Consider the following 15,369-nt stretch of genomic DNA (forward strand, 5'->3'; position numbering starts at 1 on the left):
TGCCGACAAACGCCTGCCGACGCCTGCGCGTCGTCGGCGCGTCGTCGGCGTACGGCGCGGGTTCAGGAGCGGAAGACGACGACGCGGGGCTCGATGTTGCGGCGGTCCTGACCACCCTGCAACGTGTAACCGCTGGCGACCCACGAGGTGGTCCGCGTGGGATGGGGGCGACAGACGACGTAGTCGCCCCACTTGCCCGCCTGCGGGGAGTGGGTCGAGGTCGCCGTCGTCTTCGTGGCCCACGTGTTGGCCTGCTGGTCGAGGACGCCGACCGCGTGCGCCGGCTGGGTCGGGCCGCCGAAGAAGGCGGTGAGACCGATGCCGCCCCGCTTGTTGGGGGCCGCCGCCGGATAGGCCCAGGCGCCGTTCTGGCTCCAGAGGTCCGGCTCGGCCACCACGGCCAGCGACTGCTCGTCGAGCGTCACCCCACGGATGTAGGGCTGAGGCCGACCCGGGCCCCGGCCGGCGCTCCACAGGAAGCCGAGCCGGCCGCCAGCCCGCCAGGCGCCGGTGATCCGGTCATCGCAACGGCTGAGCCAGGGCTGGCCGTCCGGCCCGAGCGAGCGGTAGTCGCTGTCGTTCCACGCCGTGACCGGGATCGTCCAGGTGGTGACATCGGCCGCGTCGTCCAGCCACTGGAAGAGCCGCAGGGACCGGCGCGCCTGGTCGTTCCCGGCGAACCACATCGACGAACCGGCTCCCGAGACCAGGCGCAACGAGCCGACCCCGGTGGTCGACCAGTGCCGCCTCGTGAGGGGCCCGGTCCGGGTCAGGTCGGCACGGGCATACCTGATGATCCCCGCCCGCACCCACCGGTCGGAGCCGTCGTAGTGGTTGAAGGTCAGCCACAGGTTCTTGGTGCTGACCGCCAGGTCGGGGAAGTCGAACCAGACGTCGGTCCAGGCCGGGTCGAGATCAGCCGGCGCGACGTCCCACCAGCGCCACGTCCCCGAGACGGCGGTCCGGCTGACGGCGAGACGAAAGATGTTGCTGCGCCCCGATTTCGAGTACTGCAGCAGCCACACCCACAGGCGTTGGGCCGGCAGGTAGGTGACGATCTGGTCGCAGCAGAACATGCCGCGGTCGGCCGGGAACTCGGTGAAGGGGTCGAGCAGCGACCAGGTCGCGCCGCGGTCCGACGAGCGCGTGGCGAACCAGTTGCCCGTCACGAAGAGGGTCGAGGAGGACACTCCGAGCGTGGGCTCGCCGACGGTCCCGGTCTGCGTGCCGGTGGCCGCGTCGTCGAGGGCGAGGTTCGAGGTGATCGTCACCACGGGTCGGCGCTCACTCCGGGTCGCTCGGCGGGGGAGCGGATGCCGCCGGAGCGACGGGTGTGGCCGGGGGTGTCTCGGGGGGCTTGGGCCCTGGCTTCTTGCGCTTGGCCGACTGCTGCCGGTCGCGCTGGTCCAGGTCCCTGTCGCTCATCGGTGTGCCGAGGTCGGGCTCGGCTCCGGCGGGCAGGCCCTCGGCCGCCTCGGCTCCGGCCAGGGCGTCCTCGCGGGCCTTGTCCCGCTTCCTGCGCGGACGGACATGCGTGCCCGAGAGGGCGTCGGCACCCTCGTGGGTGGCCTCCGTGGAGCCGGCTCGCCGCTTGGTGGCCATCAGTCCGGATCGCCCCCTGAGCCGTTGCGGGCCAGCGCCGGAGCCATCGGGCGGCGCCACTCCACCCGGGCCAGGACGGCCAGCACGGCGGCTGCCGCGAGGAAGACGAGGGCCAGCGCACGCTCGGTCCCGCCGCTGCCCGCGTCTCCGCCCTCACCGCCGAGCCGCTCGATCCAGTCGGGCACCAGGGCTGTCACGACGGCCAGCACGGTGCCGATCCCCGCGAGGACGACCTCGGCCCAGAACCGTCTGCGCACCACACGTCCGCCCATTGCCCGCTCCTCACGATCGGCCGGCCGGCTGAGTCAGCCGCCGCTCCCGGTGGGGGCACGGCCCCCATCCAAGGATGGACCTCGGCCGCGGCCGCGACAAGGTTTCGACGGGGCTCATCCGGTCCGGCGCCGGGGACCCGGGACCCGCTGGGAGGCCACCTCGCGGCATACCGGAGTGTGGTCAGGACCACCTGCCCTGGCGGGTCCTGGCGCCGGGCGCCGCATTAGAGTGAACGCAGGTAGTCCCCAATGGCGCTGGAGGCCTTGTCACCATGTCTGATCGTCCCGTTTCCGTCATCGTCGCGGGTGCCCGCACGCCCATGGGCCGCCTGCTCGGCTCGCTCAAGGACTTCTCAGGCGCCGACCTCGGTGGCTTCGCCATCAAGGGCGCCCTGGAGAAGGCAGGCGTGAGCCCCGACCAGGTCGACTACGTGATCATGGGCCAGGTCCTGCAGGCCGGCGCCGGCCAGATCCCCGCCCGGCAGGCCGCCGCCAAGGCCGGCATCCCCATGTCCGTCCCGGCGCTGACCATCAACAAGGTCTGCCTCTCCGGCATCAACGCCATCGCGATGGCCGACCAGCTGATCCGCGCCGGTGAGTTCGACGTGGTCGTCGCGGGCGGCCAGGAGTCGATGACCAACGCCCCGCACCTGCTGGAGAAGTCCCGCGAGGGCTTCAAGTACGGCGACGTGCAGATGCGCGACCACATGGCCTTCGACGGCCTGTGGGACGCCTTCACCGACCAGGCCATGGGGCTGCTCACCGAGCAGGCCAACACCGGCGACCAGGAGTTCACCCGCGAGCAGCAGGACGAGTTCGCGGCCCGCAGCCACCAGCTCGCGGCGCGCGCCTGGAAGGACGGGCTGTTCGACGACGAGGTCGTCACTGTCTCCATCCCGCAGCGCAAGGGCGACCCGCTGGAGTTCAAGACCGACGAGGGCATCCGCGCCGACACGACGACCGAGACCCTCGGCAAGCTCCGCCCGGCGTTCTCCAAGGACGGCACCATCACGGCAGGCACGGCCAGCCAGATCAGCGACGGCGCCGCCGCCGTCGTTGTCATGAGCAAGACCAAGGCCCAGGAGCTCGGCCTGTCCTGGATCGCCGAGATCGGCGCCCACGGGGTCGTTGCGGGCCCTGACTCCACCCTCCAGCAGCAGCCCGCGCGCGCCATCGCCAAGGCGTGCGAGCGCGAGGGCATCACGCCCGCCGACCTCGACCTCGTCGAGATCAACGAGGCGTTCGCCGCGGTCGGGCTGGCCTCGGCCAAGGAGCTCGGCATCGACGTGGACAAGGTCAACGTCAACGGTGGCGCGATCGCCCTCGGACACCCGATCGGCATGTCCGGCGCCCGGATCGCCCTGCACCTCGCGCTGGAGCTGGGCCGCCGCGGCGGCGGCGTCGGCGCGGCCGCCTTGTGTGGCGGCGGTGGCCAGGGTGACGCCCTCATCGTGCGCGTGCCCAAGAGCGACGCCACCACCGACGCCAAGGCCTGAGTGGCCCCCCGCACCGTCGACGTCCCTGCCCTGGTCGAATCGGCCAGGGCAGGGTCGCCTCGTGCCGTCGCGCGGCTGATCTCCCTCGTCGAGGACGGTCACCCGGCCCTGCGTGAGGTGATGGCAGCACTCGCGCCACACACCGGCAAGGCCCACATCATCGGCATCACCGGCAGTCCTGGCGTGGGCAAGTCCACGTCCACCAATGCGCTCGTCGGCGCCCTTCGCACACAGGGCAAGCGAATCGGCATCCTCGCCGTCGACCCCTCGTCGCCGTTCTCCGGCGGCGCGCTCCTCGGCGACCGGGTGCGCATGCAGGACCACGCTCTCGACCCCGACGTCTACATCCGCTCGATGGCCAGTCGAGGCCACCTGGGTGGGCTCTCGTGGACGACGCCGCAGGCGCTGCGGGTGCTCGACGCCGCCGGGTGTGACGTGATCCTGGTCGAGACCGTCGGGGTGGGTCAGTCCGAGGTGGAGGTCGCGGGACTCGCGGACACGACCATCGTGCTGCTCGCGCCCGGCATGGGTGACGGCATCCAGGCGGCCAAGGCGGGCATCCTCGAGATCGGCGACATCTTCGTCGTCAACAAGGCCGACCGCGACGGGGCCGACGCCACGGTCCGCGACATCCGCCACATGATCTCCCTGGGCGACCGCACCGAACCGAACCTCTGGCGCCCGCCCGTGCTGAAGACCGTTGCGCAGCAAGGTCAGGGCGTCGACGAGGTCATCGAGGCGATCGAGAAGCACACGGCCTGGATGGAGGGGTCCGGCGCGCTGCGCGAGCGCCGCATCCGTCGCGCCGGCGACGAGATCGAGTCGATCGCGCTCCAGGCCCTGCGCGCCAAGATGGGCGACCTGCGGCACGGCAACGGCGTCGACGAGCTCGCCGCCGCCGTCGTGGACGGCACGACCGACCCGTATGCCGCGGCCGACCAGATCGTCGACGCCCTCGCCTGAGTCGCCTCCCGCCGTTCGGGGACCGCCGGGTCCTGTGACGGCGGATCGTCCGGACAACGGGCCCGGGGTCAGTCGCGGCCGGAGGTGACCAGGCCGTCCCAGTCCCAGCGCGGCATACCCAGGCCGTCGGGCACGGTCGCGTCCTCGTCGTGGAACTCGTTGACGTCGGCGACGGCCCACTCCATGTAGGCCCGCAGGGCCGACCGGAACTCGGGGTCACCGGGGAGTCCCACGTCGTCGGCGGCCGCGACGAAGCACTCCACGAACAGCGGCCCGAGCTCGAGCATCCCCGGGCCGTTGCCGGCATGCATCCGCAGCATCGACGACTGGTCGCTCAGCTGCTCCGAGAACCGTGGTGGGCCCCCGAGTACCTCGGCCCAGTAGGCGGCGAGCCGCTCGACGTGCTGGGGGTTGAGGTCTTCCTTGCTGAACGGGTGGTTGAGCAGCGGATCGGCGACGCAGCGCTCGTGGTGCGCGCGGGCCAGGGCGAGGAAGGCCTCGTCGCCCCCGGCGAACTCGTACAGGCTCGGCCGCATCCCGGCAGCCTCGCACGAGGGTCACGTGGAGTGTCAAGGTGCACCCGTGGCGAATAGGGTGAAGCCCGGACCCGACCCGAAAGGACCAGAGTGCAGCCCCAGGTGATTGCCGGACGCTACGAGGTGCTCCGTTCCATCGGCAGAGGTGGCATGGGCACGGTCTGGCTGGCACGCGACACCGTGCTGGGCCGCGAGGTGGCCATCAAGCAGATCGGTGCGCTCCCGGGCGAGCCCGCGGCGGCGGCACGGGCCATGCGCGAGGCCCGGATCGCGGCCTCCCTCAACGACGCCCACGCCGTCGGGGTGTTCGACGTCGTGGACGAGAACGACTCGCACTGGCTGGTCATGGAGTACGTCGAGGGGCAGAGCCTGGCCGAGAAAATCCACGAGGTCGGCGCGCTGCCGCCCACGCGGGTCGCGGCGATCGGGTCCGCCGTGGCGAGTGCCCTCGCTCGTGCGCACGAGCGGGGGATCGTGCACCGGGACATCAAGCCGGGCAACATCCTCATCGACAACGTGGGCACTCCCAAGATCAGCGACTTCGGGATCGCTCGCGCACACACGGACGACCAGCTCACCCAGACGGGGTTCATGACCGGCACACCCGGCTACCTCTCGCCCGAGCTGGCGCGAGGGGGCGACCCGACTCCCGCCACGGACGTCTGGGCCCTCGGGGCGACGTTGTACTACGCGGTGGAGGGCCAGCCGCCCTACGAGTCGCAGGCCAACCCGCTCGCCACCCTGCAGGCCATCGCGCGCGGTGAGGCCCGCCCGATGGAGCAGGCCGGCCCGCTGGGTGGCGCCATCGCGGCCATGATGGACCACGACACCTCACAACGCTGGGACATGGCCACCGCCTCCGAACGGCTGGGCCGGATCGCGGCCGGCGACACCACCATGGCCCTGCCCGCGGGAGCCGTCCTCCCCGGAGCGGGGGCTGCCGCCGCCGGGGCCACGGAGGTGCTGGCCGCACCCCTCGAGACCACCCAGCGACTGGAGACGCCGCCCCTGCCGCCGCCCACGGCATACCCGCCCCGGGAGGCCGAGCCGCGCGGGGACGAGCGTCCCCGCGCACTGGGCTGGGTGGTTGCCCTGCTGGTCCTCGCCCTGATCGGGCTCGGCATCGCCTACGCGCTCACCGACGGTTTCGGCAGCCAGACCCCCAACACGGGCAGGACGACCACCGTCACGTCGACCCAGACCCAGACCGAGACGCCGTCGAGCTCCTCGTCGAGCTCGTCCAGCTCCACGACCAGCAAGACGTCGACGACCACGACCGCTCCACCGAAGTCCGACGCGCAGCTGACCCGCTTCATCGAGTCCTACTACCGGGACGTCACGAAGCAGGGCAAGCGGGACGACACGTTCGCCCAGCTGACCCCGAAGATGCAGCAGGACTCCAAGGGTCGGGCGGGCTACGAGGCGTTCTGGAGCGGCATCAAGTCGGTCGACGTCGGTGACGTGCAGTCCAACGCCGACACCGGCGTGGTGACGGCATCGCTGACCTTCACCAGGCAGGACGACAGCAAGAGCGACGAGACCCACAAGCTGACCGTCGTGAGGGACGGCGACTCCTGGCTGATCGACAGCGACACCCTGCAGTGACCCCTGCGCCCTGAGCGCCACGCCGAAAACCATTGGCGGGCCACGAGTCCGCGGGCCTACCGTCGAGGGATGGAGATCCGCAGACTCAACCCTCTCGACGAGACGGAGCTTGTCCGTTTCCACGAGATCGGCGAGGCTGCCGAGCGCTTCGAGCGTCCCTACGCCACGACGTGGGGGCTGGACGAGATGCGCATCGACCTCACCGAAGAGGACCCCTCCGAACGCAAGGACTGCGTGGTCGCCGTCGATGGCGAGGAGATCGTCGGCGCCGGCATCGCGTTCTCCGCGACCAACGACAACACCCACCTGTCCTGGCTGATGCCGTGGGTCGAGCCGCAGCGACGTGGCCGGGGCATCGGCTCAGCGGTCCTCGCCGAGCTCGTCGCGATCTGCCGTGCGGACCACCGCACCGACCTGGTGATGGAGACCTCCTACCCGTTCGACCGTCGCGAGGACCACCCCTACCGCCGGTTCGCCGAGAAGAACGGCTTCGCCCTCGCCAACACCGAGATCCGCCGGGTGCGGACGTTGCCGGTCGAGGACATCGACCTCGACGCCGTGATGAACGAGGCCGCTCAGCACCACGAGGGCTACCGCATCGTGACGTTCGACGACCCGGTCCCCGATGAGCTGCTGCCGTCGATGTGCGCGGCCCACAACCAGCTCGCCGTCGAGGCGCCCGGTGGTGAGCTCGAGTTCGAGCCCGAGTCGCTCACGCCCGAGCTGGTCCGCATCCACGAGGACCAGCGCCGGCGCATGGGTCGTCGCAAGATCTCGACCCTCGCCGTCACGGATGCCGGCGAGGTGGTCGGGTTCAGCGACCTGGTCATCCCGCCCGAGGACCTGCCCAACGTCTGGCAGTGGGGCACGCTCGTCACGGCCGAGCACCGGGGGCACCACCTGGGCATGGCGATGAAGGCGCGCGGCCTCAAGGAGCTGCAGACCCGGATCGGCCCGGAACGCACGCGCATCGTGACGTGCAACGCCGAGCAGAACGGCTACATGGTGTCGATCAACGAGAGCCTCGGCTTCCGTGCCGTCGAGGTGGCCCCGGCCTTCCTGCTCCGCGAGGCCTGAGCGGCGTGCGGCACCCGGACGGGGCGCATGCCGCGGTGCCGGCCACGCGGCATACGGTGGGGTCATGCTGGTTGCCTTCTCCGTCGCCCCGTCCGTGCCCGCCGACTCCGCCGGTTCGGTGAGTGAGGCGGTCGCCGCCGCCGTCACCGTCGTGCGGGAGTCGGGCCTGCCGCACCGCACCTCCTCGATGTTCACCGAGGTGGAGGGGGAGTGGGACGAGGTGATGGCCGTGGTCAAGGGTGCGGTCGACGCCGTGGCCGCGTTCGGGCCGCGGGTGAGCCTCGTGCTCAAGGCCGACATCCGGGACGGGTATGCCGGTGAGCTCACCGCCAAGCTCGACCGCCTCGAGGCAGCCATCGACGCCCAGAAGTAGCCGGGGCGCTCCCTCCGCAAAACCCTGCGGCAGTCGGCCCGCTTGCGCGTCGATCGTTGCCGGAATGTGCTCCCCTGTCGGATGAATCCCCTTTAGGGTCGAACGGGACGCGGGCGAGACCTGCCGGTGCCCAAGGGAACTCACCGGGACGCGCGGGAGCATGGAGGCACTGACGGCATGTGGGCTGCGATCAGATATCGCCGGGCCCAGGCGGTCGTCCTCGTCCTGCTGTCGGCCCTGATCGCCACGTGTGCAGTCTTCGCGCCGTTGTACCAGCGGGCGCTCGAGCAGTCGCTGCTGCGGACGAGCATCAACGCGGCGAGCGTCGCCGACACGGCCCTCGTGGTCCGGAGCGGCCGAGGAACGGCGAACCCCGACTTCGGGAGTGCCGACCTCGCAGGCAACGTCCCCGTGTCGGTGCGGGTGCTCTACGGCGAGCCCATCGGCCAGCTGTCGGATGCCATCGACATCGTGCCGCGAGCCGGGCTGAAGCCGTCGCCGGGCGACCTCGTCGCGCGAGACCGCGTGTGTGAGCACCTCACCATCACGACGGGTGCCTGCCCCAAGGCGGTCGGTGAGGTCCTCGTGTCCGCCAAGGACCTGGCCGCCTGGAAGTGGCCTCTGGGCAAGACCTTCCAGACCTCGGTTCCAGGCCTCGGCCAGGGCGTCAAACCCACCACCATCCTCACCGTGGTCGGGGCCTACGAGGTGGTCCCCGACGAGGCCTACTGGCTCCGGACCCAGCTCGACGGCAAGTCCGGGTCGCTGGTCGACGTGGGGACCGAGCAGGTGCCGGCCATCGACGACTTCGTGACACCCGAGGCGACGTTCACCAAGGACTGGAGCGTGGCGCAGGCTTCGCTGACCCTCCCGCTGCGCCGGGACCTGTTCACGTTGGGCAACCTGCAGCAGATCTCCCACGTCCTGGCAGCCAGGGGCGGCAACCGCGTCGCGGGGCAGGGGATCGACGGCGCGCTCGTCGAGACCCAGCTGCCCTCGATCATCGACGGGATCCGGGTGGGCCAGCACCAGCTGCAGGTCATCGTTCCGCTCCTCATGGCACAGCTCGGGCTGCTGGCGGCCGCCATCCTGCTTCTGGTCGCCCAGGCAGCGGTGGAGCAGCGACGCCCCGAGGTGGCCCTGGCACGACTGCGTGGCCGCAGCAGGGAGGGCGCCGGCCGGATCGTCATGGGGGAGCTCGCCGTGACAGTCGCCCTCGGGCTGCCCGTCGGATTCCTCCTGGCGCTCTTCCTGACGACCCTCGTCCGGTGGTTCCTCCTGCCCGACGGGGTCCCGTTCGAGGTGCCGTGGTCCTCGGTTGCAGCCCTGGCTGCGTCGGCGGTCGTCTGCGCCGTGGCGATCTGGCTGGCGGCCAGGCCGGTCCAGCAGCAGACCGTGTCGGCCCTGCTCCGGCGGGTGTCGCGCGAACGCGTCCGCGCGTTCGGCATCGTGGACGTCCTCGCCGTCGCGCTCGCCGCCTTCGGGCTCATCGGTCTGGCCACCGGCTCGCTCGAGGGTCCGCTGGCTCTCGTGACGCCGACGCTGATCGCCCTGGCCGCCGGGCTGGTCGCCTCACGGCTGGCGGTCCCGGTCGCGGCCGCCAGCGGTCGTGCCAACCTGCGGCGGGGGCGGATCGGTCCCGCCCTCACCGCTTTCGGTCTCGAACGTCGACCCACGCTGCGCAAGGTGGTCACCGTGGTCAGCGTCGCGGTTGCGCTGACCGTGTTCGCCGCCAATGCGCTCGTCGTGGGCGATCGCAACTGGACAGCTCGTGCCCAGGTGCAGACCGGCGCACCGGCCGTCATCGACACCGACAGCCGCAACCCCGCCAGCCTCTTGGCCACCGTGCGGGCGATCGACCCGACCGGCGCCGAGGCGAGTCCGGTGGCCATCGTCCGGTGGACCGACCGGGGCGCCACCGCGACGATGGCGGTGGTCACCAAGGACTTCGAGGAGACGTCGTTCGCCCCGCCGGGCGAGTCCTACCGACTCGGCGAGCTGGCACCTCCCGACGTTGCGCCCGTGCACCTCGTCGGCACCCGGGTCACTGGACGCGTCGCCTGGGACCTCACCACGCCCGAGGGTGAGACGAGCCAGCGGCCCAGCGGCCAGTCCGGCAGCCCGCTGCCACCCGGCGTGGGCCCGGGGTCCGAGGAGCCCTCGGAGCTGCGCATCTCCGTGACGACACCGCAGGGTCAGCGGCTCACCCGGGTCATCGGGCAGATCCCGTTGCAGGGCAAGGGCTCCCGAGCGCTCAACGCCCTGCTGCTCTGCCCGGACGGGTGCCGGCTCGACGGGCTGGAGTTCCGCAAGACCGACCAGCAGGTCAGCGAGGTCAGCGGCACGCTGAGCATCACGGGGCTCGGCCTTGACGGGAAGTCGCTCGACGTCGCGGCCCCCACCCAGTGGAACCCGTTCGTCGCGCCGGCCACGAGCAGCCGCGACGTCCTGAAGCAGGTGCCGGCCGCCGGCGACACGCTCGCCCTGGAGCTCGTCAGCACCGGCTTTGCGCTCGAGCTCTCCCACGCCGACGTCCCAGCGGTCCTGCCGGGGCTGCTGGCCGGCCCCGTGCCGCCTGGCGGGACCGCGGAGGGCTTCGATGCCATCGGCATCAACGGTGCACCGCTCACGGCCGCCGCCCAGCAGACGGTCTCCACCCTGCCGGTCCTGGGCAAGCAGGGAGTCCTGGTGGACTACGAGACGCTGGCCCGGCTGGGCGGCCGCCTTCCCGACAGCGGAACCCTGTCCGTCTGGGTCGCCGACCCCGCAAGGGCCGACGCCGTGGCCCAAGGCCTCCGCGCGCAAGGGGTGGGCATCCTCGCAAGGCACAGTGTGACCGCGGCCAAGGACCGTCTCGACGAGTCCGCCTCCGCCCAGGGCCTGCGACTGGCTGCCTTCACCGGTGCGATGGGGGTGCTCCTCGCGGCCCTGGTGGTCCTCGTGATGACGGTCACGGGCTGGCGCGTGGTCGCCCGTGACCTGGCTGCCCTCCACATGTCCGGCGTCCCGCTCAAGGCCCTGCGGAGATCCCTGGTGCGCGAGCAAGTGGTGCTCGTCCTGGTCGGCACCGTGGTGGGGGTCGTCTGCGGCACGGTGAGCTCGTTCGTCGCCATGCCACTGGTCCCACTGTTCGACAGCTCAGCCGACCCCGTGCCGGCCCTGGAGCTGGAGCCGGCCACGGTGGCGATCGTCGGTGCCGCCGTCGTGGCCGCAGCGGTGCTCGTCGCCGTCGGCTGGCTGGCCGCAGTGGGAGCGGGTCGCAGGATCACCCTGAACCGGATCCGGGAGTCCCTGTGACCGCCACGAACGGAGTCCCTGTGACCGCCACGAGCGACAGGACCGGGGTGGCCACTCGGGGGCTGCGGGTGACCACGCGCGGCCTCGTCCACATCTACCGCGCCGAGGGCCATGACGTGGCCGCCCTGTCCGGCGTCGACCTCACGGTCCACCCCGGAGAGGTGGTGGGGCTGCTGGGGCCGTCCGGCGCCGGTAAGTCGACCCTCCTGACGTTGTTCGGCGGGCTCATGCGGCCCAGCGCAGGGCGCGTGCTGGTCGGCGATCACGAGCTGTCGACGATGACCGAAGCCGACCTCGACCGGTTCCGGGCCGCGGAGGTGGGGCTGGTCCTGCAGGGCGCTGCCCGCAACCTCCTGCCCTATCTCAGTGCCCGCCAGAACGTCGAGTTCGCCCAGACCTCCGCGCGCAGGGCCGGCCGCGACGTGCCGCCTCCCGGAGAGGTGCTGGAGCTCGTGGGTCTGGGCCACGCCGCGACCGCACCGCTGGACTCCCTGCCGCCCGGTCAGCTGCAGCTCGCCGCCCTGGCCGTGGCACTCGCAAGCAGGCCGGGCCTGCTGCTGGGCGACGAGCCCACCTCCCAGCTGCACCACTCGTCCCGCGACCTCGTGCTCGACACGGTGCACCGGGTCAACCAGGAGTGGGGGACCACCGTGGTGGTCGTGACCCACGACCCCGAGGTGGCGGCGCGGCTGCCCAGGACGGTCACCATCCGCGACGGCCGCGTCGGGGGCGAGGGCCGTTCCGGCGAGGAGTATGCCGTGGTGTCCGCGGACGGCTCGCTGCCCCTGCCGCCCGCAGCCGTGGGGGCGTTCCCCCCGGGCGCCCTGGTGCGCGTGCACGAGGTCGACGGTGTCTGGACGCTGATTCCGGAAGGCAGGGGTGAGGCGGGTGGGTGACCGGCGCGAGTGGTCCACGGACAGCGGGGCGATCGACGACGGCCGGCTGGGGGATGACCGAGCCCTCGGGCGCGTCGAGTCGCCGCCCCTGAGGGTCGAGGGCGTCACCGTGCGCTACGGGTCCACGGTCGCCGTCGCGGGCGCGGACCTGGAGGCTTATGCCGGGGAGTTCATCGCGGTCACCGGTCACAGTGGTGCCGGGAAGTCCTCGCTGCTGTGGGCCATCGGTGGCGCTGTGGCCAGCGAGGGCACGGTGCGCCTCGGCGACGACGTCGTCCGGGACCGGGCCCAGGCCGCGCGACTCGGCATCGAGGTCATCCCGCAGGGAAGCGCCCTCGCTGTGCTCCTCTCGGCCCAGGAGAACGTCGCACTGCCGCTGCTGGCGCGGGGGGTGCGCTCCGACCAGGCCGGGCGTCGGGCTCAGGAGGCACTGGAGTCGGTCGGCCTGCACGAGTCCGGCAGCCACCTGGCCGAGGAGCTCAGCGGTGGCCAGCAGCAGCGGGTGGCCGTCGCTCGTGGCCTTGCCCTGCGCGGCACGGTGCTCCTCGCCGACGAGCCCACCTCCGAGCTCGACCACGACAACCGTGAACGCGTCCTGGCGCTGTTGCGGGCCGAGGCTCGGCGGGGCGCGATCGTCATCATGGCCACGCACGACCCCGAGGCCGCCGAGGAGGCGGACGGTGAGATCCGCCTCGATGATGGACAGCTCGAGACCGTCCGACTCCCTGCGGGCTAGCCTGCTGCGCGTGCCGAAGCCCATTCGCCTGCCGTTCGACCCGATCACGCGCGCGGCCCAGCTGTGGACCAGACGCTGGGGGCGCACCTCCCAGCCGTTGGCGATGGCGAGCGCGACGTCGATCATGCGCGTCCAGCAGCTGCTGATCACGGACTACGACGCCCTGGTCGGCAGGCACGGCCTGACGTTCGCCCGCTACGAGGCGCTGGTGCTGCTCGCGTTCAGCCGCGACGGCCGGTTGGGCATGAGCAAGATCGGCCAGCGCCTGATGGTCCACCCGACCAGCGCCACCAACATCATCCAGCGCCTCGACGCCCAGGGTTTCGTCGAACGCCTGCCCAACCCCGATGACGGTCGAGGCACCCTCGCCGTGATCACGCCGGCAGGACGCGAGGCCATGGAGGCCGCGACCGCTGACCTGGTCAAGGAGAAGTTCGGTCTCGGCATGCTGACCGCCGCCGAGCACGAACAGCTGTTCGACCTGCTCCGCAAGGTGCGCGTCGGCGCCGCCGACTTCGACGCCTGACCCAGCCCCCCGGCATACCCCGAGCCACCCACCCCCCACCTTTATCGGGTCTAGGGACTTGGGTCGACTTCACCCCGAAACGGTTCTGGGGTGAAGCCGACGTTTGTCCCTAGACCCGATAAAGGGTGGGGCGGGGGTGGGTGGGGGAGCTCTGGCGTGACATTTACTAGGACGTCCTAGTAAATTGGCGCCATGCCCGAGAACCCCGCACCCACCACCCCCGCGACGAGCGACGGCGCTGCCCGCTGGCAGGCCCGCTACGACGCAGCCCAGGCCAAGGGGCAGGTGCGCGACGCAGACTTCACCACGCTCTCGCAGATGCCCGTGGAGCCCGTCTACGGGCCGACCGACGGCTCCGAGGTGCCCGAGCGGATCGGCTGGCCGGGGGAGTACCCCTTCACGCGAGGTCTCTACCCGACGGGCTACCGCGGCCGCACCTGGACGATCCGGCAGTTCGCCGGCTTCGGCAACGCGGTGCAGACCAATGAGCGCTACAAGATGATCCTGGAGCGCGGGGGCGGTGGCCTCTCGGTGGCCTTCGACATGCCCACCCTGATGGGGCGCGACTCCGACGACCCGATGAGCCTCGGCGAGGTCGGCCACTGCGGCGTCGCGATCGACTCCGCCAAGGACATGGAGGTGCTGTTCAACGAGCTGCCGCTCGAGGACATCACCACGTCGATGACGATCAGCGGTCCGGCCGTCCCCGTGTTCTGCATGTACCTCGTCGCCGCCGAGCGCCAGGGTGTCGACCTGGGCGTCCTCAACGGAACGCTGCAGACCGACATCTTCAAGGAGTACATCGCCCAGAAGGAGTGGCTGTTCGCCCCCGAGCCGCACCTGCGCCTGATCGGCGACCTGATGGAGTACTGCGCCGAGAACATCCCCGACTACAAGCCGCTGTCGGTCTCGGGCTACCACATCCGCGAGGCCGGTTCCACGGCTGCGCAGGAGCTCGCGTTCACCCTCGCCGACGGGTTCGGCTACGTCGAGCTAGGGCTCTCCCGCGGCCTCGACATCGACACCTTCGCCCCCGGGCTGTCCTTCTTCTTCGACAGCCACCTGGACTTCTTCGAGGAGATCGCGAAGTTCCGTGCCGCCCGCCGGATCTGGGCTCGCTGGTTGCGCGACACCTACGGCGCGAAGACCGACAAGGCCCAGTGGCTGCGGTTCCACACCCAGACCGCCGGGGTGTCGCTCACGGCGCAGCAGCCCTACAACAACGTGGTCCGGACCGCTGTCGAGGCGCTCGCGGCTGTCCTGGGTGGCACCAACAGCCTCCACACCAACGCGCTCGACGAGACCTTGGCGCTGCCCAGCGAGCAGGCTGCCGAGATCGCCCTGCGCACCCAGCAGGTGATCATGGAGGAGACCGGCGTCGTCAACGTCGCCGACCCGCTCGGGGGCAGCTGGTACGTCGAGGCCCTCACCGACAAGATCGAGGCCGAAGCCGAAGCCATCTTCGACAAGATCAGGGCGATGGGTGAGCTCGGCAAGCCCCGCAACGCCGAGGGTGGCGTCGACCACGCGGTCGGCCCGATGACCTCCGGCATCCTGCGCGGCATCGAGGACGGCTGGTTCATGTCCGAGATCGCCGAGGCCGCCTTCCAGTACCAGGTGTCGTTGGAGAAGGGAGACAAGAAGGTCGTCGGCGTCAACTGCCACACCGCCTCGGTCACCCACGAGCTCGAGATCCTGCGCGTCAGCCACGAGGTCGAGCGCGAGCAGGTCGCCACTCTCAAGACGCGCAAGACGGACCGCGACGAGGACGCCGTGCGCGCTGCCGTGCAGCACATGGTCGAGGTGGCCCGCACCAGCGGAAACATGGTGCCCGCCATGCTCGACGCGGCGCGCGCCGAGGCGACGCTGGGCGAGATCTGCGACGCGCTGCGCGACGAGTGGGGCGTCTACCGCGAGCCCGCCCGCTTCTGACCGACCGGGGTATGCCGCGTGGCGGCCTTGTGCCGCGCGCCGGATCGGGAGCGTCGGG

General features: G+C 71.4%; 14 protein-coding genes. 10 read left to right on the forward strand and 4 right to left on the reverse strand.

The window, feature by feature from the left end; genetic code table 11:
* Positions 1 to 62 precede the first annotated feature (62 nt).
* From AC1DWP_RS14010 to AC1DWP_RS14020, 3 genes are read right to left on the reverse strand one after another with little or no spacing between them, the layout of a single operon-like run.
* Positions 63 to 1,274, reverse strand: a complete 1,212-nt coding sequence (locus AC1DWP_RS14010) for a hypothetical protein (protein ID WP_477615083.1) — start codon at positions 1,272 to 1,274, stop codon at positions 63 to 65.
* A 10-nt stretch (positions 1,275 to 1,284) separates the two neighbouring features.
* Positions 1,285 to 1,602 (reverse strand): hypothetical protein, encoded by a 318-nt coding sequence (locus AC1DWP_RS14015; RefSeq protein WP_477615084.1) that lies wholly within the window; start codon positions 1,600 to 1,602, stop codon positions 1,285 to 1,287.
* The gene (locus tag AC1DWP_RS14020; protein ID WP_477615085.1) at positions 1,602 to 1,874 is read right to left on the reverse strand and encodes a hypothetical protein; all 273 of its coding nucleotides are present in this window, start codon (positions 1,872 to 1,874) and stop codon (positions 1,602 to 1,604) included. The genes AC1DWP_RS14015 and AC1DWP_RS14020 overlap by 1 nt, the downstream gene beginning before the upstream one ends.
* Before the next feature lie 272 nt (positions 1,875 to 2,146).
* On the opposite strand from AC1DWP_RS14020, the gene AC1DWP_RS14025 reads away from it, so the two are divergent.
* A complete protein-coding gene (locus AC1DWP_RS14025) occupies positions 2,147 to 3,370 on the forward strand; it encodes an acetyl-CoA C-acetyltransferase (protein ID WP_477615086.1) in 1,224 nt (407 codons plus the stop codon).
* Positions 3,371 to 4,333 carry a methylmalonyl Co-A mutase-associated GTPase MeaB gene (gene meaB / locus AC1DWP_RS14030; RefSeq protein WP_477615087.1) on the forward strand — a complete coding sequence of 321 codons (963 nt, stop codon included), beginning with the start codon at positions 3,371 to 3,373 and terminating at the stop codon, positions 4,331 to 4,333.
* Between the two features lie 68 nt (positions 4,334 to 4,401).
* Here the strand turns inward: meaB and AC1DWP_RS14035 are convergent, their stop codons facing one another.
* On the reverse strand, positions 4,402 to 4,869 hold the full coding sequence (locus tag AC1DWP_RS14035) for a group II truncated hemoglobin (protein ID WP_477615088.1): 468 nt from the start codon (positions 4,867 to 4,869) through the stop codon (positions 4,402 to 4,404).
* A 102-nt stretch (positions 4,870 to 4,971) separates the two neighbouring features.
* Between AC1DWP_RS14035 and AC1DWP_RS14040 the strand changes: the two genes are divergently transcribed.
* From AC1DWP_RS14040 to AC1DWP_RS14075, 8 genes are all read left to right on the forward strand, one after another.
* Positions 4,972 to 6,474, forward strand: a complete 1,503-nt coding sequence (locus AC1DWP_RS14040) for a serine/threonine-protein kinase (RefSeq protein WP_477615089.1) — start codon at positions 4,972 to 4,974, stop codon at positions 6,472 to 6,474.
* Positions 6,475 to 6,543: 69 nt separating this feature from the next.
* A complete protein-coding gene (locus tag AC1DWP_RS14045) occupies positions 6,544 to 7,551 on the forward strand; it encodes a GNAT family N-acetyltransferase (RefSeq protein WP_477615090.1) in 1,008 nt (335 codons plus the stop codon).
* Between the two features lie 64 nt (positions 7,552 to 7,615).
* Positions 7,616 to 7,924, forward strand: a complete 309-nt coding sequence (locus AC1DWP_RS14050; protein ID WP_477615091.1) for a thiamine-binding protein — start codon at positions 7,616 to 7,618, stop codon at positions 7,922 to 7,924.
* A 177-nt stretch (positions 7,925 to 8,101) separates the two neighbouring features.
* Positions 8,102 to 11,221 (forward strand): FtsX-like permease family protein, encoded by a 3,120-nt coding sequence (locus AC1DWP_RS14055; RefSeq protein ID WP_477615092.1) that lies wholly within the window; start codon positions 8,102 to 8,104, stop codon positions 11,219 to 11,221.
* Between the two features lie 20 nt (positions 11,222 to 11,241).
* A complete protein-coding gene (locus tag AC1DWP_RS14060; RefSeq protein ID WP_477615093.1) occupies positions 11,242 to 12,117 on the forward strand; it encodes an ABC transporter ATP-binding protein in 876 nt (291 codons plus the stop codon).
* Positions 12,110 to 12,853, forward strand: coding sequence for an ABC transporter ATP-binding protein (locus AC1DWP_RS14065; protein WP_477615094.1), 744 nt, complete (start codon positions 12,110 to 12,112; stop codon positions 12,851 to 12,853). The genes AC1DWP_RS14060 and AC1DWP_RS14065 overlap by 8 nt, the downstream gene beginning before the upstream one ends.
* 10 nt (positions 12,854 to 12,863) lie before the next feature.
* Positions 12,864 to 13,379, forward strand: coding sequence for a MarR family winged helix-turn-helix transcriptional regulator (locus AC1DWP_RS14070; protein ID WP_477615095.1), 516 nt, complete (start codon positions 12,864 to 12,866; stop codon positions 13,377 to 13,379).
* 192 nt (positions 13,380 to 13,571) lie between these two features.
* On the forward strand, positions 13,572 to 15,311 hold the full coding sequence (locus AC1DWP_RS14075; RefSeq protein WP_477615096.1) for an acyl-CoA mutase large subunit family protein: 1,740 nt from the start codon (positions 13,572 to 13,574) through the stop codon (positions 15,309 to 15,311).
* Positions 15,312 to 15,369: the final 58 nt, after the last annotated feature.

This window comes from Pedococcus sp. P2_F6 (assembly GCF_056403675.1).

What these genes read in the sequence shown, in the direction of transcription:
- AC1DWP_RS14015 (WP_477615084.1), bottom strand. Translation starts at nt 1,602, where the DNA reads ATGGCCACCAAGCGGCGAGCCGGCTCCACGGAGGCCACCCACGAGGGT.
- AC1DWP_RS14020 (WP_477615085.1), bottom strand. Translation starts at nt 1,874, where the DNA reads ATGGGCGGACGTGTGGTGCGCAGACGGTTCTGGGCCGAGGTCGTCCTC.
- AC1DWP_RS14025 (WP_477615086.1), top strand. Translation starts at nt 2,147, where the DNA reads ATGTCTGATCGTCCCGTTTCCGTCATCGTCGCGGGTGCCCGCACGCCC.
- AC1DWP_RS14035 (WP_477615088.1), bottom strand. Translation starts at nt 4,869, where the DNA reads ATGCGGCCGAGCCTGTACGAGTTCGCCGGGGGCGACGAGGCCTTCCTC.
- AC1DWP_RS14045 (WP_477615090.1), top strand. Translation starts at nt 6,544, where the DNA reads ATGGAGATCCGCAGACTCAACCCTCTCGACGAGACGGAGCTTGTCCGT.
- AC1DWP_RS14050 (WP_477615091.1), top strand. Translation starts at nt 7,616, where the DNA reads ATGCTGGTTGCCTTCTCCGTCGCCCCGTCCGTGCCCGCCGACTCCGCC.
- AC1DWP_RS14055 (WP_477615092.1), top strand. Translation starts at nt 8,102, where the DNA reads ATGTGGGCTGCGATCAGATATCGCCGGGCCCAGGCGGTCGTCCTCGTC.
- AC1DWP_RS14075 (WP_477615096.1), top strand. Translation starts at nt 13,572, where the DNA reads ATGCCCGAGAACCCCGCACCCACCACCCCCGCGACGAGCGACGGCGCT.